Annotated in this window: 29 protein-coding genes; 8 read left to right on the plus strand and 21 right to left on the minus strand. The window is 45.2% G+C overall.

Annotation, left to right across the window (positions count from 1 at the left end; translation table 11 throughout):
• Positions 1–98 precede the first annotated feature (98 nt).
• The 6 genes from ACFI6L_RS00005 to ACFI6L_RS00030 all read right to left on the minus strand — a co-directional run bounded on the left by ACFI6L_RS00005 (position 99) and on the right by ACFI6L_RS00030 (position 2,907).
• Positions 99–395, minus strand: a complete 297-nt coding sequence (locus ACFI6L_RS00005; protein WP_462573176.1) for a type II toxin-antitoxin system RelE/ParE family toxin — start codon at positions 393–395, stop codon at positions 99–101.
• Positions 395–616 carry an addiction module protein gene (locus ACFI6L_RS00010; RefSeq protein ID WP_462573177.1) on the minus strand — a complete coding sequence of 74 codons (222 nt, stop codon included), beginning with the start codon at positions 614–616 and terminating at the stop codon, positions 395–397. Before ACFI6L_RS00010 ends, ACFI6L_RS00005 begins: the two co-directional genes overlap by 1 nt.
• A 203-nt stretch (positions 617–819) precedes the next feature.
• A complete protein-coding gene (locus tag ACFI6L_RS00015; protein WP_462573178.1) occupies positions 820–1,098 on the minus strand; it encodes a S1 domain-containing protein in 279 nt (92 codons plus the stop codon).
• A gap of 121 nt (positions 1,099–1,219) precedes the next feature.
• Entirely contained in the window at positions 1,220–2,212 is a 993-nt protein-coding gene (locus ACFI6L_RS00020) for a hypothetical protein (RefSeq protein ID WP_202942779.1), read from the minus strand.
• A gap of 123 nt (positions 2,213–2,335) precedes the next feature.
• Positions 2,336–2,629 carry a HigA family addiction module antitoxin gene (locus ACFI6L_RS00025; RefSeq protein ID WP_032095616.1) on the minus strand — a complete coding sequence of 98 codons (294 nt, stop codon included), beginning with the start codon at positions 2,627–2,629 and terminating at the stop codon, positions 2,336–2,338.
• Complete coding sequence (locus tag ACFI6L_RS00030; protein ID WP_462573179.1) at positions 2,629–2,907, minus strand: type II toxin-antitoxin system RelE/ParE family toxin; 279 nt, start codon at positions 2,905–2,907, stop codon at positions 2,629–2,631. Before ACFI6L_RS00030 ends, ACFI6L_RS00025 begins: the two co-directional genes overlap by 1 nt.
• Positions 2,908–3,172: 265 nt before the next feature.
• Between ACFI6L_RS00030 and ACFI6L_RS00035 the strand changes: the two genes are divergently transcribed.
• On the plus strand, positions 3,173–4,141 hold the full coding sequence (locus ACFI6L_RS00035) for an integron integrase (protein WP_338852949.1): 969 nt from the start codon (positions 3,173–3,175) through the stop codon (positions 4,139–4,141).
• 80 nt (positions 4,142–4,221) lie between these two features.
• On the opposite strand, the gene fadA is transcribed toward ACFI6L_RS00035, so the two are convergent.
• Together fadA and fadB are read right to left on the minus strand one after the other, a co-directional pair.
• Positions 4,222–5,385 carry an acetyl-CoA C-acyltransferase FadA gene (gene fadA, locus ACFI6L_RS00040; protein ID WP_069943690.1) on the minus strand — a complete coding sequence of 388 codons (1,164 nt, stop codon included), beginning with the start codon at positions 5,383–5,385 and terminating at the stop codon, positions 4,222–4,224.
• A gap of 18 nt (positions 5,386–5,403) precedes the next feature.
• On the minus strand, positions 5,404–7,554 hold the full coding sequence (gene fadB / locus ACFI6L_RS00045; protein ID WP_014975560.1) for a fatty acid oxidation complex subunit alpha FadB: 2,151 nt from the start codon (positions 7,552–7,554) through the stop codon (positions 5,404–5,406).
• A 495-nt stretch (positions 7,555–8,049) separates the two neighbouring features.
• Between fadB and ACFI6L_RS00050 the strand changes: the two genes are divergently transcribed.
• The 3 genes from ACFI6L_RS00050 to ACFI6L_RS00060 all read left to right on the plus strand — a co-directional run bounded on the left by ACFI6L_RS00050 (position 8,050) and on the right by ACFI6L_RS00060 (position 12,623).
• On the plus strand, positions 8,050–10,113 hold the full coding sequence (locus ACFI6L_RS00050; RefSeq protein ID WP_462573180.1) for a transglycosylase SLT domain-containing protein: 2,064 nt from the start codon (positions 8,050–8,052) through the stop codon (positions 10,111–10,113).
• Between the two features lie 181 nt (positions 10,114–10,294).
• Positions 10,295–11,626 carry a Xaa-Pro dipeptidase gene (gene pepQ, locus ACFI6L_RS00055; protein ID WP_014948148.1) on the plus strand — a complete coding sequence of 444 codons (1,332 nt, stop codon included), beginning with the start codon at positions 10,295–10,297 and terminating at the stop codon, positions 11,624–11,626.
• A 280-nt stretch (positions 11,627–11,906) separates the two neighbouring features.
• Positions 11,907–12,623, plus strand: a complete 717-nt coding sequence (locus ACFI6L_RS00060) for a ZIP family metal transporter (protein WP_462573181.1) — start codon at positions 11,907–11,909, stop codon at positions 12,621–12,623.
• Between the two features lie 111 nt (positions 12,624–12,734).
• Here the strand turns inward: ACFI6L_RS00060 and ispB are convergent, their stop codons facing one another.
• Positions 12,735–13,709 (minus strand): octaprenyl diphosphate synthase, encoded by a 975-nt coding sequence (ispB, locus tag ACFI6L_RS00065; protein WP_014948150.1) that lies wholly within the window; start codon positions 13,707–13,709, stop codon positions 12,735–12,737.
• Between the two features lie 775 nt (positions 13,710–14,484).
• Here ispB and rplU point away from each other — a divergent pair.
• From rplU to cgtA, 3 genes are all read left to right on the plus strand, one after another.
• The gene (gene rplU, locus ACFI6L_RS00070) at positions 14,485–14,796 is read left to right on the plus strand and encodes a 50S ribosomal protein L21 (RefSeq protein WP_012517169.1); all 312 of its coding nucleotides are present in this window, start codon (positions 14,485–14,487) and stop codon (positions 14,794–14,796) included.
• A gap of 15 nt (positions 14,797–14,811) precedes the next feature.
• Complete coding sequence (gene rpmA / locus ACFI6L_RS00075) at positions 14,812–15,069, plus strand: 50S ribosomal protein L27 (RefSeq protein WP_012517170.1); 258 nt, start codon at positions 14,812–14,814, stop codon at positions 15,067–15,069.
• Positions 15,070–15,330: 261 nt separating this feature from the next.
• A complete protein-coding gene (gene cgtA / locus ACFI6L_RS00080) occupies positions 15,331–16,497 on the plus strand; it encodes an Obg family GTPase CgtA (protein ID WP_014948151.1) in 1,167 nt (388 codons plus the stop codon).
• A 172-nt stretch (positions 16,498–16,669) separates the two neighbouring features.
• On the opposite strand, the gene ACFI6L_RS00085 is transcribed toward cgtA, so the two are convergent.
• The 4 genes from ACFI6L_RS00085 to ACFI6L_RS00100 all read right to left on the minus strand — a co-directional run bounded on the left by ACFI6L_RS00085 (position 16,670) and on the right by ACFI6L_RS00100 (position 18,104).
• Complete coding sequence (locus ACFI6L_RS00085; protein WP_156077851.1) at positions 16,670–16,957, minus strand: S24/S26 family peptidase; 288 nt, start codon at positions 16,955–16,957, stop codon at positions 16,670–16,672.
• A complete protein-coding gene (sodN, locus tag ACFI6L_RS00090; protein ID WP_069943695.1) occupies positions 16,958–17,455 on the minus strand; it encodes a superoxide dismutase, Ni in 498 nt (165 codons plus the stop codon).
• A gap of 13 nt (positions 17,456–17,468) precedes the next feature.
• Entirely contained in the window at positions 17,469–17,675 is a 207-nt protein-coding gene (locus ACFI6L_RS00095) for a hypothetical protein (protein ID WP_014978232.1), read from the minus strand.
• A gap of 63 nt (positions 17,676–17,738) precedes the next feature.
• Positions 17,739–18,104, minus strand: a complete 366-nt coding sequence (locus tag ACFI6L_RS00100; protein WP_039224426.1) for a hypothetical protein — start codon at positions 18,102–18,104, stop codon at positions 17,739–17,741.
• A gap of 182 nt (positions 18,105–18,286) precedes the next feature.
• On the opposite strand from ACFI6L_RS00100, the gene folA reads away from it, so the two are divergent.
• A complete protein-coding gene (folA, locus tag ACFI6L_RS00105; protein WP_462573245.1) occupies positions 18,287–18,784 on the plus strand; it encodes a type 3 dihydrofolate reductase in 498 nt (165 codons plus the stop codon).
• A gap of 113 nt (positions 18,785–18,897) precedes the next feature.
• Here folA and rpoS read toward each other — a convergent pair whose 3' ends face one another.
• The 8 genes from rpoS to ftsB all read right to left on the minus strand — a co-directional run bounded on the left by rpoS (position 18,898) and on the right by ftsB (position 24,737).
• The gene (gene rpoS, locus ACFI6L_RS00110) at positions 18,898–19,890 is read right to left on the minus strand and encodes an RNA polymerase sigma factor RpoS (protein WP_014978235.1); all 993 of its coding nucleotides are present in this window, start codon (positions 19,888–19,890) and stop codon (positions 18,898–18,900) included.
• Between the two features lie 72 nt (positions 19,891–19,962).
• Positions 19,963–20,802, minus strand: coding sequence for a peptidoglycan DD-metalloendopeptidase family protein (locus ACFI6L_RS00115; RefSeq protein WP_370134124.1), 840 nt, complete (start codon positions 20,800–20,802; stop codon positions 19,963–19,965).
• Positions 20,803–20,833: 31 nt separating this feature from the next.
• Positions 20,834–21,412, minus strand: a complete 579-nt coding sequence (locus tag ACFI6L_RS00120; RefSeq protein ID WP_014948159.1) for a YqaA family protein — start codon at positions 21,410–21,412, stop codon at positions 20,834–20,836.
• Complete coding sequence (locus tag ACFI6L_RS00125) at positions 21,409–22,044, minus strand: protein-L-isoaspartate(D-aspartate) O-methyltransferase (RefSeq protein WP_014948160.1); 636 nt, start codon at positions 22,042–22,044, stop codon at positions 21,409–21,411. Before ACFI6L_RS00125 ends, ACFI6L_RS00120 begins: the two co-directional genes overlap by 4 nt.
• An 80-nt stretch (positions 22,045–22,124) precedes the next feature.
• Positions 22,125–23,210, minus strand: coding sequence for a tRNA pseudouridine(13) synthase TruD (truD, locus tag ACFI6L_RS00130; RefSeq protein WP_168462881.1), 1,086 nt, complete (start codon positions 23,208–23,210; stop codon positions 22,125–22,127).
• Positions 23,207–23,680 carry a 2-C-methyl-D-erythritol 2,4-cyclodiphosphate synthase gene (gene ispF / locus ACFI6L_RS00135; protein ID WP_014948162.1) on the minus strand — a complete coding sequence of 158 codons (474 nt, stop codon included), beginning with the start codon at positions 23,678–23,680 and terminating at the stop codon, positions 23,207–23,209. The genes truD and ispF overlap by 4 nt, the downstream gene beginning before the upstream one ends.
• A complete protein-coding gene (gene ispD / locus ACFI6L_RS00140; RefSeq protein WP_462573183.1) occupies positions 23,680–24,441 on the minus strand; it encodes a 2-C-methyl-D-erythritol 4-phosphate cytidylyltransferase in 762 nt (253 codons plus the stop codon). Before ispD ends, ispF begins: the two co-directional genes overlap by 1 nt.
• A 5-nt stretch (positions 24,442–24,446) precedes the next feature.
• Entirely contained in the window at positions 24,447–24,737 is a 291-nt protein-coding gene (gene ftsB, locus ACFI6L_RS00145; protein ID WP_014948164.1) for a cell division protein FtsB, read from the minus strand.
• Between the last annotated feature and the right edge of the window lie 91 nt (positions 24,738–24,828).

A 24,828-nucleotide genomic window follows, 5' to 3' on the forward strand; every position in this document is an offset into this window, starting at 1 on the left:
CACATAAGGGGCAGTAATGCGTGGGCTAAAATCCGAGCGAAGCGACAGAGCCCACGTGTTACTGTCCCAGCGAGCCTGCGAGCGACTTAATGTGTTTGTTAGCCGCGTTCCTGCCAATACCCTGGTTTTCTGTGATTATGCATTACTGCCACAACATGAATTGTATCTGGCGAAACAATTTTATAGATAACAGAAAAAGGGAAGCGGCTTAAAATGAAGCGACGGTGATACTGCCCCATCTTTGGCCATGAAGAAGGCATAGTTCGAATTGACTCGAATGACTCTTCTAGCTCATGAATAAATTCGTGACCCAAGCCCTTATACTGTTCTTGGTACCACTCAAAGGAGTACTTCACCTCAATTTGGACATCTGGATGAAAAATAAGTGAATGCATTAACTCAGAACATTGCTTTTCAGTTCATCCCAACTAAGCCCACTAACACTGCCTGTTTCAAGCTCTGAACTTCGAGATTCAGCAAGTTTAAGCCAATCAGCGTCTACGTCATCTTCCGAGGTAGAGTTCAAAGAAGTTAAAAGGCAGTGGGCAGCAAGAGCCTTTTCTTTTGGACTAAGTTGCCCGATATTTTCGAGCAAAATTTTTAATGCGTCTGACATGTTTCGCCTCCATTGAGCCTTTATTCAATAATAACACCAAACAGAAACTGGAGAAGTATAAAAGTTCACCAAGTGGCTAACACCCCACTAAGGGGCAGTAACACGTAGGCTAAAATTAGGAGCGGAGCGACAGAGCCTACGTGTTACTGTCCCAGCGAGCGAAGCGAGAGCCTTGAGTGGTTTGTTATGCACGCACCAATACATCATACCGCTAGCGAAACTTCAAACCAGCTATATGAAACTTGCTTAGTTAACGGTGTTTCATAAATCAGAATTTCCACAATTTCGCCTTCTTCAAATCTGTTTGGTATTGGTAAAAACCTTGAAACACCTGCTGAATTCTCTATTTCTATTCCGTTTGAGTTAGTCGATATGATCCTGCCTTTAACTGTTTCTTGAATTCGGGGAGAGTCATATAGATATATTCCACAAATGAGAACTAAAGCACCGAATGAATACCCGAGGGCTTTTTTGAGGTTCACTATTTACTTTTCCTTGTAGTGCATAACACCCACATAAGGGGCAGTAACACGTGGGCTAAAATCCGAGCGAAGCGACAGAGCCCACGTGTTACTGTCCCAGCGAAGCGCCTTAATGTGTTTGTTATACCTCGATTTTTGCATGATTAACGGTGATGATAAAAGCTTCTGGCGAGTTAACACCCAAATAAATTTTCGTTTTTCCCTTAATAGGTGAACAGAGTTTGATAACAACATTCGGAACACCAGAGTAGTTAAACCGTTTGACGTCACGCGAACGCTTCACAAACGAATTATTTGGGCTTATTTCAGATATGTCCTTTAACGGTATGGTTAATGGTGCATAAAGTCCGTAACGGATGATTAAGTTTTTCCCATGAATTGAAATGGGACGCTTACCAACAGCTTTGTATTCTGCCAAGAAAAATATAAGCCCGAAGAGTGTAAGTCCTGTTGTGATATTTGCGGCGACGCTTGACCATAAAAAGTGAAGGAGTAAGTGGACAAGTGGCATTTCGATAATGATGAGGAGTATAAAGCCAAATAAGTTACTCTGAGCGTCATCCTTTCTATCGTAGAAAAAATGTTGTTCGCCACGATATGCGTTACTTTCTATTTGGGAAGCAAAAAGTGCAAAGCTCCAGACGCGTCCTTCAATTGCTAGAATTGAGCTGAACAGCGAAAAGCCGAAAATTTTCTCGATAGGATTTGCTACTGCTAAATCTGGATCTTCTTTGTTCGCAAGCGCAGCGCGAACGGCTAAACATACCGTAACTATTGCTACGAGCTCTAACACAAGAATGATGGCTATGACAAAATAACGACCACTTTCAAGGAAATGGAAAATGACTTTGTTTTGTTCGGGAATTACAAGGCTTCCTATGAACACGGAAGTGCTACACAAAATTGCCGCTTTTAAAAGTGCTTGTTGTTTATCTGATTCGCAAAGAAAGCACAAAATTGGAAGTGCTAATAGTGCGTCTAGCATAAATAGCCATTCATATTTGGCATTTCCATATTCGTTTAGGGCATTTGAAGTCGCGTAATAATACCACCACCAAATCGAAATGATGGTCAGAAACACTAGTGGAATTTTGCTTTTAACACTCGGGTTCATAAAATCCTTTTAGCGGTATAACACCCAAATAAGGGGCGCAAACATGGCGGCTATAATCGGAACGAAGTGACACAGCCGCCATGTTTGTGTCCCAGCGAGCCCGCGAGCGGCTTAATTTGATTGTTAGGCGGCATGCAGATCTATTGGCTGCACGTTATCTAAATTGATATTTTGCTTTGCCTGCCAAAGTTCATAGTTGTCTTGCATACTAAGCCAACTCTCAGGGCTGCGCCCTAATACCTTTGACAGTCTTAATGCCATTTCTGGCGTTACTGCACTTTTTCCCTTCACGACACGATTAAGTGTTGAAGCGGCAACCCCAAGATGGGTCGCAAGAGTCCTGCAACTTATGCCGTGTGGTTCCATATAGATGGACTCAATAAATTCACCGGGATGTGGTGGGTTATGCATATTCATTAGTGATAATCCTCGTAATTTAAGATGTAAGCATTACCATCCGTGAACTCGAAAGTTACTCTCCACTTGCCATTGACTGATATCGACCAAATGTTTGACCTTTCTCCCTTAAGTTGATGTAGAGAAAAGCCTGGTAGATTTATGTCATCGATATCTTGTGCGGTATGGATAGCAGCTAACTGCATACGAAGTTTTTTCGCATGCTTAGTCTGTATGCCTGAAGTTTTACCTTTTTCGAAAAAGAGCTTCAGACCCTTATGTTTAAATGACTTAATCATAGGAAGAGTGTAGCGTATTGCGCAACGCGGTGCAACTTAACGCCTAACAATTTAGTGTAAGGAAAAAATCCTTTATGCAAGGTGGATAGTTTCCGTATATCACATTTATAGTTTTATCACTTTCGCACGGAAATACACTTTCATCAATAACCTACACTTAGTATCTGAAAATACTGTACTTAAGTACGGAATCTTTCCTTTTTATTTTACGGACGAGTCAAAAACCGCAATTCTGTTTTTATTTACAGTAATTAAAATCAAAAAAATGAAATCAATGTTCATGCAAATGGTGATTGAGCATATGCACAACCGTCGCTATGCGAAGCGTTCGATAGAACTCTATAGCAAATGGATCATTAGCTTTATTCGATTTAATAATAATAGGCACCCATCTGAAATGGGAGATAAAGAAGTTGAAGTGTTTCTGTCTCACTTAGTTAACGCTAAAAATGTGGCTCCGGCCACTCAAGCTAGCGCGCTAAATGCGCTAGCGTTCTTGTATCGCGATATATTGGAAAGGCCACTTTCATGCGAACTCAACTTTGTTTCAAGTCGTAGGCAAGCCAAGCTTCCAGTTGTATTAACGCAGGAAGAGGTCGTTTCTCTTTTTGAGCAAATTCCTGCCAACCTAAAGTTACCAATATCTCTATTGTACGGAAGTGGTTTGCGGTTAATGGAAGCGGTTAGGCTACGAGTTAAAGACATTGATTTTGACTACAACGCTATTCGCATTTGGGATGGGAAAGGCGGTAAGCATCGCATTGTCACTTTGGCCGCGGAACTAAAGCCCGGTCTTACACGGCAAATCGCTATGGTAGAAAACTTCTTGGCGGCTGATTTAGAAAATCCAAAATACGCAGGCGTTTATCTACCTCACCGATTACGTTTGAAATACAAAAACGCGCCCAGAGAGTTAGGCTGGCATTATTTATTTCCTTCTTCTCGATTATCTGTCGATCCTGAAAGCAAAAGAGTGCGACGACATCATATTGATGAATCGAGTATACAAAAAGCAATACGGAACACGGCAAAAACTTGTGACATTAAAAAGAAAGTTACGCCTCATACGCTGCGCCACTCTTTTGCAACGCATTTGCTGCAATCGGGCGCTGATATTAGAACGGTGCAAACACAGTTAGGTCATTCAGACGTAAAGACCACGCAAATTTATACTCACGTGCTTCAGCAAGGTGCGCAGGGGGTGATAAGTCCTTTATCTCGTGTTTTGAAGTAATCTGAAAGGTATTAAAACCAACAAATAAGGGCCCGAAGGCCCTTTTCAAAACTTAGCTTTAAAATCTCTTATTTAAACGCTTATACACGCTCAAATACGGTAGCAATACCTTGGCCTAAACCAATACACATAGTCGCTAAGCCTAGGCTTACGTCTTGTGATTCCATTAGGTTGATAAGCGTACCCGAGATACGTGAACCAGAACAACCTAGTGGGTGACCAAGTGCAATAGCACCACCGTTAAGGTTAATCTTAGTATCTAGGTGGTCCATCCAACCTAGTTGCTTAATGCACGATAGCGCCTGTGCCGCGAACGCTTCGTTAAACTCAGCAAGTTCAATATCGTCCATAGTAAGGCCAGCGCGCTTAAGCGCTTTTTGTGTAGCTGGCACTGGGCCGTAACCCATAATTGCCGCATCACAACCAGCCACAGCCATTGCACGAATTTTCGCACGTGGCGTTAGGCCAAGCTCTTTTGCACGGTCTGCCGACATAAGTAGCATACCTGATGCACCGTCAGACAGCGCCGAAGATGTACCCGCAGTAACAGTACCGTTTACTGGGTCGAACACTGGGCGAAGTGCCGCCATGCTTTCAGCCGTGCTTTCTGGGCGTACTACTTCATCGTAGTCAATTAACTTTAACACGCCGTTTGCATCGTGACCTTCAACAGGCACAATCTCGTTAGCCCAGCGGCCTTCAAGGTGTGCTTTGTGCGCTAGCTGGTGCGAACGCGCACCGAATGCGTCTTGTTGCTCACGAGTAATACCGTTTTGACGGCCAAGTAGCTCGGCTGTCATACCCATCATACCCGACGCTTTCGCCGTGTACTTAGCAAGACCAGGGTGGAAGTCGATGTTGTAGTTCATCGGTACGTGACCCATGTGCTCAACACCACCAATCATGTAAATGTCACCACGGCCGCTCATGATGCCGCTTGTTGCATCGTGAAGGGCTTGCATTGATGAACCACATAAACGGTTAACCGTTACCGCGCCTGTTGTGCGTGGAATTTTTGTGAGTAGTTGCGCGTTACGTGCAACGTTGAAGCCTTGTTCTTTAGTTTGCTGAACACAGCCCCAAATGATGTCTTCAATTTCCGCTGGGTTTACGCCAGGGTTACGCTCTAGTAGCGCGGTCATTAGTGCTGCAGATAGGTCTTCTGCACGCACATTTCTGAAAACACCGTTTTTTGAACGACCCATAGGGGTACGTACGCAATCGATTACGACCACTTCTTTCATTAGTTTTTCCTCCGGGTCTTATGCGAAATAGGATTTACCAGAAGCGGCCATTTCACGAACGCCGTCTGAGATCTGATAAATAGGACCAAGTTCAGCGTACTTGTCTGCCATAGCAACAAAGTTCGCCAAGCCAATGGTTTCAATCCAACGGAAAATACCACCGCGGAATGGAGGGAAACCTAAGCCGTAAAGTAGCGCCATATCTGCTTCAGCTGCGCTATCTACAATGCCTTCTTCTAGGCAGCGAATTGCTTCGTTTGCCATAGGGATCATAAGGCGTGCAATAATGTCGTCTGCTTCAAAGTCTGTCTTCTCAGCTACGTGTGGCGCCATTAGTGCATATGCTTCTTCAGCCGGTGTTTTAGACGGCTTGCCGCGCTTATCAACACCGTAGTTGTAAAAACCTTTACCGTTCTTCTGACCTAAACGCTCTTCTTTGTAGAACAGTGTTACAGGGTCGTTGTCTAGGCGAGCCATACGCTCTGGAATACCCGCTGCCATTACGTCTGCTGCGTGATCGCCCGTGTCGATACCTACAACGTCCATTAGGTAAGCAGGGCCCATAGGCCAGCCGAAGATTTTTTCCATTACTTTATCAACAGCAACAAAGTCTGCGCCGTCGATAAGTAGCTTACTGAAGCCCGCAAAGTATGGGAACAATACGCGGTTTACCAAGAACCCTGGGCAGTCGTTAACCACAATTGGGGTTTTGCCCATTTTAAGGGTAGCGGCTACTACCGCATTGATGGTTTCTTCAGAGGTTTTTTCGCCACGAATAATTTCAACAAGCGGCATGCGGTGCACTGGGTTAAAGAAGTGCATACCACAGAAGCGCTCTGGCTTGTCTAGGCTTTCAGCGAGCTGATTGATAGAGATAGTAGAAGTGTTTGAACAGATGATAGCGTCGTCCGCTACGTTGTCCTCTACTTCTTTAAGCACAATACCTTTTACTTTCGGGTTTTCTACAACCGCTTCAATAACAAGGTCTGCATCTTTAAGCGTGCTGTACTCAAGGGTAGGCGTGATAGCGTTAAGTGTTTGCGCCATTTTGGCCGCGTCTACTTTACCGCGCTGCATGCCTTTACCAAGGATCTTCGCTGCTTCTGAAAGGCCAAGGTCTAGTGCACCTTGGTTAATGTCTTTCATGATAACTGGCGTGCCTTTCACAGCGCTCTGGTATGCGATACCGCCGCCCATGATGCCTGCGCCTAGCACAGCGTTAAGCTTAGATTGCTTAGTCGCTGCTTTCGCTTGCTTTTTACCTTTGCTTTTAACTAGCTGGTCGGCTAGGAAAATACCAATTTGCGCTTTCGCAGCGTCTGTTTTCGCTAACGCTACAAAGCCTTCATTTTCAAGCTTAAGTGCACCTTCACGGTCTAGGCCCGCTGCTTTTTGAACAGTCTCAACCATTTTGTGCGGTGCTGGGTAGTGTTTGCCAGCTTGCGCAAATACCATAGCTTGAGCAGTACTAAAGCTCATCATGGCTTCGTTTTTGTTTAGCTGTAGTGGGGCTTTCTTAACCGCACGACGAGCTTGCCAGTCAAATTTACCGTCAGCGGCGTCTTTCACCATTGAAAGCGCACCTTCAACAAGTGCTTCTGGTGCAACAACGGCATCAACTGCGCCTTCAGCAAGGGCTTTCGCGCCTTTTCTGTCGCGGCCAGTGGTCATCCACTCAAGGGCGTTGTCTGAACCAATAAGGCGAGGTAGACGAACCGTACCACCAAAACCAGGCATTAGGCCTAGTTTAACTTCTGGTAAACCAATTGAAGCAGTAGTGTCTGCAATACGCATGTCACACGCCAATGCCATCTCACAGCCGCCACCTAGAGCGAAGCCGTTAACTGCAGCGATGGTAGGGAAAGGTAGGTCTTCGAAGCGGTCGAATACTTGTGATGTATTGGCAACCCACTGTAGTACTTCTGCATCGTCCATGGCGAATAAACCAGTGAACTCGGTGATATCAGCACCCACGATAAATGCAGGTTTTGCACTGCGTACCACTAAGCCTTTAACATCGCCTTTAGCAAGTAGGGCTTGAGTTGCTTCGTCAAGTTCACTCACCGTTTGGCGGTCGAACTTGTTTACTGAACCTTGGGCGTCGAATACCAGCTCAGCAAAGCCGTCTTCTAACAGGCTGACGGAAAGACTTTTGCCTGTGTATATCATTATCATCTCCTTCGGCATTGGCCAGGATGTTAGTGAAGTAATCCAACTAATTTGTAGGGTCGTATGCATTCACTAACGCGTTAGGGTGGCTAGATTCTTTACAAAGCCACACAAAATTTCAACAAAAAATCAAACAAGCGTTTCAATTTGTCTAAGGTAGTGGTCGGATGACTTAAATTCAAGTGTAAATATCGAATTCAAGCTTCATTTCGCCATTGGTGGTTGTATAATGAGCGTTATTGACGCAAAGCGCCAATCCAGCAAAAGAATAATCTACAATCATGTCAACTATGTGTGTAAAGCATAGCTAACGACAGCTGGCACAACATCTTCTTTGGCAAGGAGCCAGGCTGAAATCTTCCCTTCGTTTATCAAACGAACGTAGTGGATCAGTCGCAATGCTGCTTTTTCAGCAACATTTTACAATCAGCTCGATTCGGCAAATTTGCCAGCGCTCATAAGCGTTCGAGTGTAGAGCAGGGTAGGAGTTCTATTGTGTCTGGTTTTTATTTTAGTTCGTGGTTAGGTCAGCGCTCGCTGACAAAAAACAATAAATTGTTCGCCACCGTCGTGGGGGCATTTGTTTGCTCACTCTCTTCATTTTTCTCTATCGGCGCATGGGCTACACAGCCTTTAACACTACCCGAAGATATTTTCGAAAAGGATCGCGCTCGTTATCTGGAAGTTGAAAAAAAGCTGTTAACGTATTCGAAGCGAAGCGTTCAGCGCCTCGATAACGACATTTATGAACTGGCGCATTATCCACTTTATCCTTATCTGCTTAGACTCAAGCTAGAGCGCACGATGTCAATAAGAACAAAGCGCGAGGTTAAGCAGTTTCTAGAAGATTTCAATGGTCAGCCGGTAAGCTACGGTGTGCGTTATAAATGGCTTAATTACCTTGCTAAGAACGATTATCGCAGCACTTTTTTAGACAATTATCGCCCAGGTATGGGCGCAAGGCTAACCTGTATTGCGCTTAATTACCGTTTAAAAGAAGGTGAAAGCGAACAAGCTATTTTGTCCGAAGTCGACGCTTTATGGCTTCACGGTCAGTCGCAACCGGATGAATGCGATCCGCTTTTTGCTAAGTGGAAAAAAGCGGGCATGATGACACCCGAAATGGTGATCAAGCGCATAGAGATTGCCGCGAAAGAAGATAACCGAAGCATTATCTCTTATCTTAAGCGCCAACTTCCCGGTGATAAGCAATACCTGGCTGACGCGTGGCTATCGGTAACCCGAGACACCAGCCGAGTAAATAGAACGGCGCTCTTTCCACTAAAAAATGCATCGCATGAAGCTGAGGTAATCGTATGGGCGGTCGAGAAACTTGCTTGGCGAAACCCTGACTTAGCCGGCACGGTATTTAACCGCTACAACGACAAAAACGTGTTCTCGACAGCGCAGCAGCACGTTATGCGAAGAGCAATAGCGCTTAGCTACACGCTAGACCGCCTTCCTCAAGCGCATCATTGGCTTGAACTTGCTGATGTGCAGGGTGCCAGTGAAGATGTAAAGCTTTGGCATATTTCCCATTTGCTTCGCACGAAAAAGTGGCAGGAAGTGGTTAATGTTATTGATAGCGCTCCTGCCAGTTTGCAGCAAGAAGAAAACTATCGCTATTGGAAAGCCCGTGCTTTAGAAGCGCTTGGTCAAACTATGCAGGCTACGGTGCTTTATAAAGAGCTTTCTCAAGAACGCCATTATTATGGCTTTATGGCAAGTGCGCACATAGGCGAAATTCCGTCGCTCGCACACACGCCAGCGCCAAGAGACACGGCAGCTATTGCCAGTGTGGCGAAAACTCCTGCTACTATGCGCTCTGTTGAATTTTTCAGGTTAGACAGAACCACAGAAGCGCGCCGTGAGTGGTTCTATTTACTGTCGCATTTACCCGAATCGAAAGTGACCGATGCGGGCATTTTGGCGTATGAGTGGGGCTTGTACGATCAAGCTATTACCAGTTTTGCGCGAAGTGGCTATTGGGATGATGTCGAGCGCCGATTCCCACTGGCCTTTAACGATGTATTCAGCGAAAAGTCGCAGGCATACAGCATTTCAAAGTCGCTGGCTATGGCTATTGCACGCCGCGAAAGTTCGTTTAGAAGCGATGCTATCTCTTCGGTGGGAGCGGCAGGGCTCATGCAGCTTATGCCGGGAACCGCGCGTTATGTAGCAAAAGAGAAAGTAAGTCGTAACACACTTTTTCAAGTAGACGATAACGTTGAATACGGCGTGCAGTACCTGCGTTATTTAATGGACAAGTTAAACAATAACCCTGTGCTGGTGTCCGCATCTTATAACGCTGGTTGGCGCAAAGTGTTGGAATGGTTACCTGCTAATGAAGCGCTGCCCGTGGATATTTGGATTGAGAATATTCCCTACAAAGAAACCCGTGCTTACGTGAAGGCGGTGATGGCGTATCAGCATATTTACGACCAGCAGTTAGGTGGAAACGAGAATATCTTCCCTCAACTTACCCGCGATATGATCCCATCGGCAGATGCAGTAAGTACACATCCGGTAACAGGTACACTGCAATTAGCACCGCGATAGCTATCAAAGGTTAGGCGTATACGGGTACGCCTTTCATTACGTTATTGTTTTACAGGTACGGGTTTACCAGTATAAGAAACTTAACGTATACAACAGCACAGCGGTCTGAGCCAGTATGCATGTCATGCTGGCCTCGTGATACACTAGTAGCTAACTAACGATTAAAAAGATAAGAGGGGCTATGTCGCAACATAAAGCAACCTACCAACAGCATATCGAAGAGCTTCAAGCTAGAACTCGCGAAGCACTGCAGCGAGAAGGGCTAGACGGACTAGTTATTCACTCAGGGCAGGGCAAACGTCTTTTCTTGGACGATAATCACTACCCATTTAAGGTAAACCCGCAGTTCAAAGCATGGGTGCCTGTTATTGATAACCCTAACTGTTGGCTGGTGGTAAACGGTGTAGACAAGCCTACGCTTATTTTCTATCGCCCTGAAGATTTCTGGCACAAAGTGCCACCAGAGCCAAATGACTTTTGGACTGACAGCTTCGACATTAAACTACTTCAACAGGCCGATGCGGTAGAGAAATTTCTGCCTTACGATAAAAGCCGTTTTGCCTATGTAGGCGAATATATTGAAGTGGCAAAAGCGTTGGGTTTTGACAATGTAAATCCAGACCGCGTGTTGCACTATTTGCACTATCAACGTGCTTATAAAACCGACTATGAACTTGACTGCATGCGTGAAGCTAACAAGCTGGCGGTGGCAGGCCATAAGGCAGCTGAGCAAGCCTTCCGTGAAGGCAAAAGCGAATTTGATATCAATCTTGCCTATGCCGCAGCAAGCCGACAAGGTGACAACGACGTACCATATACCAGTATTGTGGCACTTAACGAGCATGCTTCAATTCTGCATTACATGCAGTGTGATACCGTAGCGCCAAAAGAATCACGTTCGTTTCTGATTGATGCGGGTGCAAATTATCATGGCTATGCGGCAGATATTACGCGTACTTACGCTCAAGAAGGTGTTCATAATTCAGCGATGTTCCGCGACCTCATTCAAGCGGTAGATAAGGTAACGCTGACCTTAGTCGATTCGTTAAAGCCGGGTGTAGCCTACACAGACATTCACTTGTTAGCCCACGATGGTATTGCGCAAATTCTTCACGATACCGGCATGGTGAATTTAACGCCACCTGAGATTGTGGAAATGGGCATTACACGCACGTTCTTCCCACATGGCATTGGCCATTTCTTGGGGCTGCAGGTACACGATGTGGGCGGATTGGTTAATGATGACAGAGGCACGCCTAAGCCTGCTCCTGATGATCACCCGTTCTTACGCTGCACGCGTATGGTAGAAGCGCGTCAAGTGTTCACTATTGAGCCGGGCCTGTACTTCATCGATAGTCTACTGCGCGACCTTAAAGCGACGCCTGCGTCTAAGTACATCAACTGGGATACCATTGATGCATACAAACCGTTTGGAGGCATTCGCATTGAAGACAACATTATTGTGCATCGCGATAAGAACGAGAACATGACCCGAGATTTAGATTTAAATTAATCGACTTTTTGTGTATAGCCAACACAACCCATCGTTATAAATGCAAAGAGCAGCCTTAAGCTGCTCTTTTTCGTTACGCGCTTTTAAAATGTACGTTCTCTTTGTTGCGTCACCTTGATGTAGAACCACTATACCTGCGGTAACACGCCGCGATTACGAACATTTTAACTCTCGTTGAGTCGGTAATTATCTATGCGGACTGGTATTATTTGTAAACCAATGGTGCTGTGTGTAGTAATCAATAGGAAGATATACAAGTAATGATTAGAAAGGAGTCGTTATGCCACAAGGCGATATTGTAGGTTTATTAATAATGGCAACGGTGGCGGGTCTTGCTATGCCCGCAGGCGCTATTTTAGCGACTTATCAAGGCATTCAGCCTAAGTGGCTAGAAAAAGAGTTACGCCATGGCATTTTAGCGTTAGGAGCAGGAGCGCTAATTTCGGCGGTGGGACTTGTGCTCGTACCTGAAGGCATAAAAGACGTATCGGTATTTGCTGCCATAATGTGCTTCGTTGGCGGTGCCTTAGCTTTCATGGCCCTTGATATTTATCTAGCGAAAAAGAAAACCGCAGGCAGCCAGTTAGCTGCCATGCTCAGTGATTTTGTGCCTGAGTCTATCGCACTTGGTACTACGGCAGCGTTAGGCGGAGGTACCATGTTATTAGGCCTACTGATTGCTGTTCAAAACTTACCAGAAGGGTTTAATGCATATAGGGAAATGTTGCCAAAGAACAAACAGCGCAGTACCAAACTCATTATTATCTTTGTATTAATGGCGCTACTTGGCCCCTTGTTTAGCTTGTTAGGCTTTTATTATCTAGCGCAGTTCCCCGTTGTAATGAGCGGTATAATGCTGTTTGCCGCAGGTGGAATACTTTATTCGGTGTTTCAGGATATTGCACCGCAAATTCGTTTGGAAAACCATTGGCTTCCTCCGCTTGGCGGTATTCTTGGTTTTTTAGTGGGGATGATAGGCTTCATGCTCGAAGGCTAGCTTTTTAATAATTAGCTAGTTTTCGTAATTGGTAATTGCCAATAAAAAAAGCGTGTTGCTTACAACACGCCTTTTCATATCACTTATCGACAATTAGTTATCTATTGCTAGTTAGCTTGTACGCTCAATTGAGATATGTGCCAGCGCGATTAACGCCTCTTTATATTCAGAATCTTCAATAGCGTTTAAGCTGTTAATGGCCATTTGTACTTCTTTTTGCGCACATTCACGTGTGTAGTCCAAAGCACCGGTTTCTTCCATAATGCCTTGAATCCGCGTCAAGTGTGGTAGGCCATTGCTTTGTTCAATAGCTTCTTGAATAAGCGCTTTGTCGTCGTCATTTCTTGCGTGCCACATAGCGTAAAGTAATGGCAGAGTAGGCTTACCTTCAGCTAAGTCGTCGCCCGCATTCTTGCCCATTTCTTCGCTGTCAGCCATGTAGTCAAGTATATCGTCAGCTAGCTGAAAGGCTGTGCCTAGGTGCTTACCGTATTCTTGCATAGCGTGTTCAATGTGCTCATTTTGGTCGGTCAGCACAGCCGCTAACTGCGTAGCAGCTTCAAACAAACGCGCCGTTTTACCGTAAATAACATCAAAGTAACGTGCTTCTGTAGTGCTGGGATCGTTACAGTTCATCAGCTGTAACACTTCACCTTCAGCAATTTGGTTTGTGGCTTCAGACAGTATCTCCATAACGCGCATGCGTTTAAGGCTCACCATCATTTGGAAAGAACGGGTGTAAAGAAAGTCACCCACTAATACTGATGCCTGATTGCCAAAAATGGCATTGGCCGTTTCCCGCCCTCTGCGCATGGTCGATTCGTCAACCACATCGTCGTGCAATAGGGTAGCGGTATGAATAAATTCAACAATCGCCGCAAGGGTATGGTGATCGTTGTTGTCTATTCCCATAGCCCGCGCACTTAACACGGTAAGAAGTGGGCGTAATCGTTTGCCGCCACTGTTTACAATGTAAAAACCAAGCTGATTAATTAGGGCAACATCAGAGTCGACTTGTTGTTGAATCAGCTGGTTGACCGCCTGCATATCATCATTAGACAGGGCGCGGATTTGATCTATATCCATAGGCATGGCAATAAATACTTACTCTTACGTCTTGGGCAATTATTGGTGGCGATTGTACCTTAATCATCTGTACTATCCACCAAATTGTCTTAAAAAATGACGGCTTAACGCATTTACGTGTAATTCCTCAAATACGGTTAAACCAGATGTGAAAAAGGTGGGGCTGCGTTCTTCATATAAATTCTGTTCTGTGTTTAGCGGTTTGCCGCACGTACGCCCCCTTAATCATGCGATCACATGCAATTATAGGTGCTCTCGATAATTTTTCCTGTTAAGTCGCTATTTTTTGACGTTTGTATGAAGAAAACGAAGTGTTTAAGAGCAACTTTTTTTGTGATTTAGGGGAGTAGCATTGCCCCAAGCCACAGATACAAAGTGGGGAAGTAGTAATCGTAAAAACGATCCTATTCGTGGGATCCAACAGCTCGATCGCAGTCTGATCGCAATGCATATTTGAGGATCGTTTGCCGATCTCGCTCACGTGATCTTGCGCTGTTTGGATCGCATTTCTATGTAATTTGACCTATCAATATTTCCATTTTGATTTAATACGACCTAAAAATTTTTACTGTTTTTTCAAAAAAATTTGTGAATTTTTAACGGTTTTTGGGCATTTGAAGCTGCATCAAATACGCAATTGGGGCATAATTCGCCCCATGTTGGAAAAATAATCTATTTTTCTGCGAATCGGGGTTGTGATTTACGGATGTTTCACGTACAATTCGCGCCCTGTTTTTTGAATTGAAGCGTCAGTGGACGCAGAGCGGAGTTAACTATGTACGCGGTTTTCCAAAGTGGCGGTAAACAACACCGTGTGGCCGAAGGCCAAACCGTTCGTCTTGAAAAAATCGAAGTAGCCCCAGGCGAAACGGTTGAATTTGACAAAGTTTTAATGGTAAGCAACGGTGACGACGTAAAAATCGGCACACCAATCGTTGCTGGTGGTAAGGTGACTGCTGAGGTTGTTACACACGGTCGTGGCGATAAAGTAAAAATCGTTAAGTTCCGTCGTCGTAAGCACTCTCGTAAGCAAGCGGGTCACCGTCAGTGGTTCACAGAAGTGAAAATCACTGGTATCAACGCATAATAGGAGCACGAACACATGGCACACAAAAAAGCTGGTGGTAGTACCAAAAACGGTCGTGATTCAGAAAGTAAACGCCTAGGTGTTAAGCGCTTTGGTGGTGAATCTGTTCTTGCTGGTAACATCATTGTTCGTCAACGTGGTACTCGTTTCCACGCTGGTGACAACATGGGTATCGGTAAAGACCACACGTTGTTTGCACTAAAAGACGGTAAAGTTCAGTTCGACGTTAAAGGACCGAAGAACCGTAAATTTGTAAGCATCGTAGCTGAGTAAGCGCGTAAGCTTCTCGCCGAACAGGCTTAGAAAAACCCCGCGCTTGCGGGGTTTTTTGTTTTGTGAAACCTTTCTTTCTTTTTCTGTTCTTATATTAATAGCGATTATATTCTGAAAATGAATTAGCGCTGAGCAAGGTTTTACTTCTCAATTTTTTAGAATGCTGAGTAGACTCAAAAGCGCCGATGCGCAATTTGGTGTAAACTTAGTATTCGCATTAAATAAGTTAATAACCCACGGCATTACAGCCCGGAGTGATAAATGAAATTTGTAGATGAAGCTGAAATTCGCGTTGAAGCCGGTGACGGCGGCAACGGTACAATTGGCTTTAGAAGGGAAAAATACGTACCTAAAGGTGGCCCAGACGGTGGCGACGGTGGTGACGGCGGCAGTGTATTCTTACAGGCCGATGAAAACCTAAATACATTGATCGATTATCGCTTTGAGCGCTTTCACCGTGCTGAGCGTGGCCAAAATGGTCAAGGCGGCAACTGTATCGGTAAGAAAGGTAAAGACCTCACCGTAATGGTACCTGTGGGCACGCGTGCTACTGATAGCGATACTGGCGAAGTGTTAGGCGACTTAACCCGTCATGGTCAAAAGCTTAAAGTGGCACAAGGTGGTTTTCACGGTTTAGGTAATGCCCGCTTTAAAAGCAGTACGAACCGTGCCCCACGTCAAAAGACCAATGGTACACCAGGTGAAATTCGTAACCTTAAGCTAGAGCTTATGCTTCTAGCCGATGTTGGCTTACTTGGTATGCCTAACGCAGGTAAATCAACCTTTATCCGCTCTGTATCAGCAGCTAAGCCTAAAGTGGCTGATTATCCGTTTACAACCCTTGTGCCTAACTTAGGGGTGGTTCGTCAAGATTCACAGCGAAGCTTCGTTGTTGCGGATATTCCTGGTTTGATAGAAGGTGCTGCCGATGGTGCTGGCCTAGGTATACGCTTCTTAAAACACTTAGAGCGCTGTCGTATCTTGCTTCACGTGGTAGATATTTTCCCTGTTGATGAAACGGATCCTGCCGAGCACGCAAAAGCGATCATTGAAGAGCTTGAAAAATACAGCCCTAAATTGGCAGAAAAGCCCCGTTGGTTAGTATTTAATAAAGTCGATTTACTACTTGAAGAAGAAGCTGAAGAACGCTGTCAGCACGTGATCGATGCGTTGGGTTGGGAAGGCCCAGTTTATCAAATCTCTGCGTTCCAAAAGATGAACCTAGATCCTTTGTGTAACGACATTATGGACTTCATTGAAACTCTTCCAGCTGAACTGGAAGAGGAAGAAGAGAAGAAAGAAGTAGAATTCAAGTGGGACACTTACCACAAGAATACACTTGAAGCTCATGATGAGTTTGAAGATGACCTAGATGACGACGACTGGGACGAAGACGATTACGACGTGGAAGTTGAGTATCGTCGTTGAGAAACAATCACTGATAGACAATCGCTGAGTGACAGTCAATTGCGAAACAATTACTGATAACCAGTGCTCTAAAGCAAATTAGAACAACAAAAAGCTCGCATCGTTGCAAAGACAACGTGCGAGCTTTTTTGTAAGTAACGCGGTTAGGCTAATGCACCCTCATCGTGCTGGCTTACTCACTGGTATGATAGATAACCTTTCCCAGCAATTGAGCGCGAGTAAACTTACCCATGGCCTCTTGGCTTACAGAGTGGGCCTTGTTATCGCCCGTTAAGGTAAACGTTCCGTCGGTGTTAACATGGTCTACCCTTTTGATAATTACGCCGTAAGTGCTGCTTTTAACAACCACGATTTGCCCGCTACGCAGCCACCTAAAAGGCCATCTCATTGCACAGACAAAATCACCGTCGTTTAGAGAAGGCAACATGCTGCTCCCCGTAACCCGCATAATTTTAAACATTTAGAGGTCGGGATAAACCACTTCTTCAGAAGGTGGATAGGGGCACGTCGCTTTTTTGGTTGCGACATCCTTGGTTGCCCAGAAACGCTCGGCAAATTCATTCACTAACGAAAGCAGCTCTTCAGCTTTTTCTCTGCTGACGTGTTGCTTACACCCAGAACCGGCCAGCATGATTTTATGTACAAGCTCGTTAGTGTCTGGAAACTTCTCAAACTGAGGGGCTTTAAAGTAATCGCCCCATATTACCCTGACTTCTTGCTTTACTTTCTCTGCATGGGTTTCCTTTTCTGCTACTAGGCGGCTCATTTGCGCTTGATCTGCGAACGTAAGTGTCTCTTTTTTGGCCAGTTCGTTAAGTAGGTCTACGAAGCGAATAACACTCAACGCAGCCAACTGCGCCGAAAACGGATCGTAAATTTTGCAAGGAATGTCGCAATGTGCGCTAACCGCAGGGAAGGGGCTAACGGCATGAAGTTTTGAGAGTAATTGATGAATCATAATTTGTACCCCCTTACTTTGCTGAGCGCTTTTTAGCGTTGAAGTATTTGTAAGCCGCAAAGCCACACGCAGCTGCACAGCCTACAAGCGACGCGTAAAACAGAGCATGCATAACACCGCTAGTCCAGTGTTCATGATCGTGTCCTGCATGAGCGAATGCGCCTGAACTAAATACAGCGGCGTATAGCATTAGAGCTGAGCGTTTAAGGTTAACTTTCATGAATTCTCCTAAAGCGTTAGTAAAAGTAAGGTGAAGTAGTTAGGCGCATAAGTATCGGTGCAACTACACGGCGAAGCGCAGTGGTACATTGCTGTTCACGATGTTGTTCGAGGCGCTGATGACAGTATGAGCTCTGTCGACAATGGCGTTTCGGTGGTGAGGCAGTTTCAGGTGAAAGTATGTCTCTTCAAGCAAGCTTGTTAAGCCCATAATCTTAGCTGTCATTGCGCTGTTCTCACCGCCGTCTACCTCAAGCAGAATAACGGCGATATCAAACGCACAGCCAAGGTATGGAATTGCTTCACTGAACTGCCCGCTTTGCATAAGCATTGTGCCTTGCATTTCATCGCGCGCCATTACGTGTAGGGCCTGTTCTGGGTTGTTGTAAACCCAATCTGCGTGTTTAGGGCATAGATAGTTTATTTGCATTGTCGCGACCTCCTGTATACACACTAGAACAGTTAAAATAATAATGCAAATGATAACTGTTTCTATTTGTTGGGTGTTAAAGCTATACCCTTTGAGCCAATACACATTTGGTCGCTGATATTGATATACTGCCGCGGTTCAACAATAAAAACGGCTTTATAGGTAATGAAATGAAGATAGCGATGATTGCTGCTATGGCGAAAAACAGAATTATAGGCGCAGATAATGATATGCCGTGGCACTTACCGGCTGATTTAAAACACTTTAAAGCGATCACCTTAGGCAAAGCCGTCATAATGGGCCGCAAAACCTATGAGTCAATCGGAAGGGCATTACCTGGCAGGCCAAACATTGTTATAACGAGTAATGCTGACTACAGCTTATCTGACGCGACGGTAGTAGATTCACCAGAGTCAGCGATTGAGGTAGCCAAAGCGCTAAGCGCAGAGAACAGCGACAACGATGAAATAATGATTATCGGTGGCGGTACTATTTACCAAACGTTCTTAGATAGCGCTGACACTTTGTATCTCACACATATTGATTTGACTGTTGACGGAGATACACAGTTCCCAGACTATGAGGCGGCAGCAAGTTGGACGGAAGTATCACGTGATGAACATGACGCCGATGAGAAAAATCCTCACCCTTACATATTCGTTACCCTCGTTCGAAACTAACGGAGAGATTGGAACTAGGTCCAATTTAATATAAAAAAATGCCAGTGTTGTGAAACTCAAAAATTGAGAGCTTCACAACACTGGCACTTTTATTTTTGCGTTGCGCGTAGATGCTACTTCATTTGGTCGAACAGGTTCTCTAATGAAAGACCCTGATGACCCAACATATCGCGAAGACGGCGAAGTGCTTCTACTTGAATTTGACGAACACGTTCACGTGTTAAGCCAATTTCAGCACCCACATCCTCAAGTGTTGAAGGTTCATATCCCATAAGACCGAAACGACGAGCAAGTACTTCGCGTTGCTTAGGGTTTAGTTCTTCAAGCCAGGTTACAATATTACTTTTGATATCTGAGTCTTGTAAGCTCTCCTCAGGGCTAAACTCTTTCTCGTCAGCAATAATGTCGAGGAGTGCTTTATCATTTTCTCCACCAATAGGTGTATCGACAGAGGTAATGCGCTCGTTTAAACGCAACATCTTAGTGACATCTTCCACAGGCTTATCAAGCGCTAGTGCAATTTCTTCTGCAGTTGGCTCATGATCAAGCTTTTGTGAAAGTTCACGAGAAGCACGTAAATAAACGTTTAGTTCTTTCACTACATGAATAGGCAAACGAATAGTGCGCGTTTGGTTCATGATAGCGCGTTCGATGGTTTGGCGTATCCACCATGTGGCGTATGTTGAAAAGCGGAATCCGCGTTCAGGATCAAACTTCTCTACGGCACGAATTAGTCCTAAATTGCCTTCTTCGATTAAATCTAGAAGTGCCAACCCACGGTTGTTATAACGGCGAGCAATCTTAACAACAAGGCGAAGGTTGCTTACAATCATACGTTTACGAGAGGCTTCGCAGCCTTTCAGTGAGCGGCGCGCAAAATAAACTTCTTCTTCTGCGGTTAGCAGTGGTGAAAAACCAATCTCTCCTAGATAAAGCTGTGTGGCATCCAGGTTTTTAGGTTGGTCATCCTGACTGAAAATGGCGTCGTCATTTTCTAGTTCAGCGTCGTTAACTAAGGTTTCGTCAGCTTTCATATCAGCTGGCATATCGATGACTTCTAAGTCATCTTGCGGTTTTGATTCTAAGGCTTTATTTGACTTACCCATCATGAATCTCCTGCTACAAGGTTTACCTTATGACGTTTCTCCTTTGTCTTTTTTTATTGTTATTTATTTTTATTATTTTAATGCTGGCAGGTATTTCATAGGGTCTAATGATTTCCCTCTATACCTAACTTCAAAGTGAAGTTTTACCGAATTTGTTCCGCTGTCACCCATGGTTGCAATTTGCTGCCCTGCCGACACCCATTCTCGTTCTTTGACTAAAATAGTGTCGTTGTAGGCATAGGCACTTAGAAAGGTATCTGTATGCTTAATGATAACCAGATTACCGTAACCTCTTAGTGCGCTACCTGAGTAAACAACTTTTCCATCTGCTGCCGCTACGACTTTACTGCCTTTAGCACCAGCGATATCAATACCTTTGTTGCCTGACTCTGACTTACTGAAGGTTCCCACTACCTTACCTTCTGCAGGCCACACCCACTCTTGTACTTTGTCTGGAAAACTCGTCGGTGTTTGTTTTTTGACGCTTTGTGACGGCTTCTTGACAGTTGTAACATTTTGTGGCTTAACAACTTTTTCACTTTCACGATACGCCTGTGGTTGTGGGCGGTCAACCAAACTTTTGTCTACATTTGATGTGGTCGGAGTTGTTGACTGATTGGTCTTGGACTTAGGTATAACGGGGGCTGTAGCCACATTCGAAGGTGGTGTGACGTTTAAAACTTGACCAGGGAAAATGGTGTAAGGAGCTGATAATTGGTTGTATTTTGCTAAGTCGCGATAGTCATTTCCCGTGTACCATGCCACCGCATAGAGGGTGTCTCCCCGTTGAACTTTATAGGTTTTTTTTGTGTATTCTTCGCTTCCATCTGAAACTTGGCTATTTAATAAAACCACGGGAGCGGGTGCACTTCTTCCTGCACAGCCCCCGATGAGTACACAAATATATAACAAAATTCCTATGTGAAGGTGGGGCCTACGCATGTCATCGCAATAGTAAATAAGCGAATATTGCGAGGATGACTACTCCCCATCCAAGCACTTCTACATACTGCCTTAGCTTTTGCTCCATGGCTGCGCCCCCCCAGCGCATGAGTGCTGCGACCAAAAAGAAGCGTGCGCCTCGACCAACAGCAGATGCCAGTACAAATGGCAAGAAGGCCATTTGCAAGAAGCCAGCACTCACAGTGAAAATTTTATAAGGGATAGGTGAGAAACCAGCAAGAAAAACTACCCATACGCCGTAGTCTTTAAACCACTGCATTGCCGTGTCTATTTTGTGGGTATACCCCCAGCTCTCGATAAGCGGAGCCAGCCAAGCATCGAAAGCAAAGTAACCAAGCCAATAGCCAGCTATACCGCCCAAAATCGACGCGATGGTCGTAATAAAAGCGAACTGCCATGCTCTAGCAGGCTGGGACAGTGCCATTGGCGCAAGCATAACATCAGGTGGAATAGGGAAGAAAACCGACTCTGAGAAGCTTAACCCGCCCAAATATTTGGTTGCGTGACGATGTCTCGCCCAGCGTAACGCCATGTCATAACATGGCTCAAAAAGCTTCACATTAGCTCTCCTGCTACAAGGGGAACAAATCGGACCGATTCAATGGTCGATGTTTTTAGTTCACCTTCAATCCTATCAATACACAGTAACGATTGTTGCTCGTTACCTACGGGAATAATCAACCGCCCGCCTTCTTTAAGCTGATCGCACAGATCCTGTGGAAGACTTGCAGCGGCGGCGGTGACAATAATGGCATCGTAAGGGCCCTTGGATGCCCAACCTTTCCAACCATCGCCGTGTTTCATTGCAATATTGTGAAGGTCGAGCTGATTCATTCGACGTTTCGCTTGGAACTGCAATGATTTAATACGTTCAACACTGAATACTTTGGCAAAAAGCTGCGCGAGTATAGCGGTCTGATAACCTGAACCCGTGCCTATTTCTAACACTTTCTCGGGTTTATTAGGGCTATCTAGGAGCAACTCTGTCATTTTCGCAACAATATAAGGCTGCGAAATGGTTTGGCCTTGACCTATTGGCAATGCCGTATTTTGATAGGCCTTATGTTTCAGCGCGTCGGGTAAAAAGCTTTCCCGCGGCGTACCAGCAATGGCGTTCAATACTGCTTGCGAACGTATTCCCTCGTTATAAAGCAGTTGTGCTAACGCGTCTCCTTTTCTAGAAGCTCTCATGATGTTGCGTACTTTCCTTTATTCTTATCCACAGCCACGCGAGGTTTAGTCTGTTGCGCGCCACGCTTTCTCAATACTCTTTACACCCTGTTAATTGGGGACAAGGTTTCCACGCACTCTCTAAGGACTGAGGTTGCAAAGCAGCCACTTGGAAGCGCAAACGAGATAGTAAATGTATCACCCTTACTCTGCCATTCAAGCTGTGAAGGCCAAATTTTTATCGCACGACGCTCTTGTTCGAACCCGCACTGGCTTAAAAAGTCGATAACTTCACTATTTTGTTCTGCAACAGATTGTTCAAGCGCTAGTGTGTCAGCTTGCGTAACAAGTGCTCCTTTACCCCACAGCGGTGCTGAAGGGCATACGTCTTTGGCATTAAAACGACGTTGTGCGTCTTGCTGCTGCTCAGAGCCGTCGGAACCTTCGTTGATGAAAAAGCTGTTAGAACCTGAAAGCACCAGCGCGTCGCCGTGAGTGACCTTGTCGAACATGTCTTTTTCTAAGCGTGCAGAAAGCATTTCATTAAATAGCCAGCTGCGCAGTGCAGAAAGCGCCATGGAACGTTTGTTACGGTGTCTGATGGTTTCACCGTTTACCATTCGCTCGGCCATTACCAGGTTTCCACCGCGTTGCACTTCACCCATGTCATTTAAGCGCATTACGCCAAAGCGTTGTTCGCCGTAATAGTTCGGCACACCGTGCTTTTCAATTTCTTGAAGACGCTCTTCAATGGCCTCAGGATGCAGTACCTGGCGCAAGGTAATCGTAAAGTGATTACCTTTAAGCTGACCCGTTCGCAACTTTTTATTGTGACGCATTTGCTTAAGCACTTTAACGCCTTCCAGTTCAAAGTTGCTGAAGTCGAAGTCAGGCTTACCCGGCGCATGAATACCAAACCACTGTTGCGTTACCGCGTATTTGTCTTTGCGACCAGCATAGGTAATTTGGCGTAATGGAAGGTTAACGAAACGGGCTAGCTGCTCAGCGACAAACGCGGTATTGGTGTTGGTTTTTTCAATAAATACAAACTGGTGCTCGCCTTCACCACAAGGGGTATAACCCAAATCCTCGACAACTTGAAAATCGTCGGCTTGGAATTTAAAAATACCGGTGGATACAGGTTTTGCGAAATAGTACTGCCAGTGGTCAGTGTGTAAAGGCTTCATAATTTTTCCAGTAGAACAACGGCGTGAGAGGCAATGCCTTCTTTACGGCCTGTATAGCCTAGCTTTTCAGTGGTCGTTGCTTTTACGTTGATGTCGTCAAGCGATACGTTGCAGTCTTGGGCAATAATCTCACGCATAGCAGTAATATGCGGCGCCATCTTAGGTGCTTGCGCCACAATGGTCATATCTGCATTACTTAAGCGGTAACCTTTCTCCCTTACTACATTGACAACGTGACGCAGCAGCACGCGGCTGTCTGCACCCGCGTATGCGTCGTCTGTGTCAGGGAAGTGCTTGCCAATATCACCGAGAGCTGCTGCACCTAGCATTGCATCACACAGTGCGTGTAGTAATACATCGCCATCTGAGTGAGCTAACAGTCCTTGCTCATAGTCGATACTGACGCCACCTATTGTGATGGGGCCTTCACCGCCAAACTTGTGTACATCAAATCCGTGTCCAATTCGCATTATGATTGTGCCTTTTGATTTTTTGCGCTGTGGCTTTGAACTCTGTAGTTTTGAGCGTTCTGGCCTTGCGCGCTTAATTTTTGCTTAAGATAAAATTCTGCCAAAGGAAGATCGGCCGGATGCGTTATTTTTATATTTGCCGGACTTCCGCTTACCATGGCAACTTTGTAGCCTTCAAGCTCCATGGCAGAGGCTTCGTCTGTGATATTTGCGCCCTGTGATAAACCATTTTGAAGCGCGCGTTTTAGCAATGTTGCTGGAAAAAGTTGAGGCGTTAAAGCGTGCCAAAGACCGTCCCGGTCTTCAGTGTGAGAAATAACATTTGTTGAAGGTCTGACCCGCTTCATGGTGTCACGAACAGGGGTAGCTAGAATACCGCCAGAAACGTTATCACTGCTCATTAATTCGAGCAGTGCGGAAATATCGCTCTCTTCTATACAAGGCCTCGCGGCATCGTGAACCAGTGCCCAATCGTTCTCGCCAAGTGACATAAGCCCGTTCAATACACTATCAGCGCGTTCCTTTCCGCCATCTACAACGCGAATGGGTTTTTCACGTAACCGATATTGATCAAAATACGCGTCACCTGGGCTTATCGCTACGATCACGTCATCGATTAACGGATGCTGTAGCAGCGCGTCAATAGTGTGTTCAAGAATGGTTTTACCATTTAAGGTGAGGTATTGCTTTGGGCGGTCAGCCTGCATTCGGCTGCCAACTCCGGCTGCGGGGATAACCGCAACAACGCGGGGCGATGTCATTTTCTTCACTTAGAATCTGCGGGCAAAATACGGTAGAAGGTTTCTCCCTTTTTAATCAGACCGAGTTCATTTCGGGCTCTTTCTTCAATGGCTTCTAGACCAATTTTTAAATCGCTAATATCAGCTTTAAGTAGGGCATTGCGCTGAGCGAGGTTGGCATTTTGAAGGGCTTGAGAGTGAACTTCTTGTTTTCGGTTGAAGTAATCGGGAATACTATTTTTTCCAAACCATAGCCTGTATTGCAATAGACCAAGCAGTACTATCAATACAATGGGAAGCCATTTACCTTGCAACACAGATTCACCTGACAATGTGGTTAAGCGGAAAAAAGCAGAGGCTCTTCGCCTCTGCTGTGTCTTATTATGCCGCGAAGCAGCGTCGAGTCAA

The sequence above is a fragment of the Alteromonas sp. G4i35 genome, assembly GCF_054960375.1.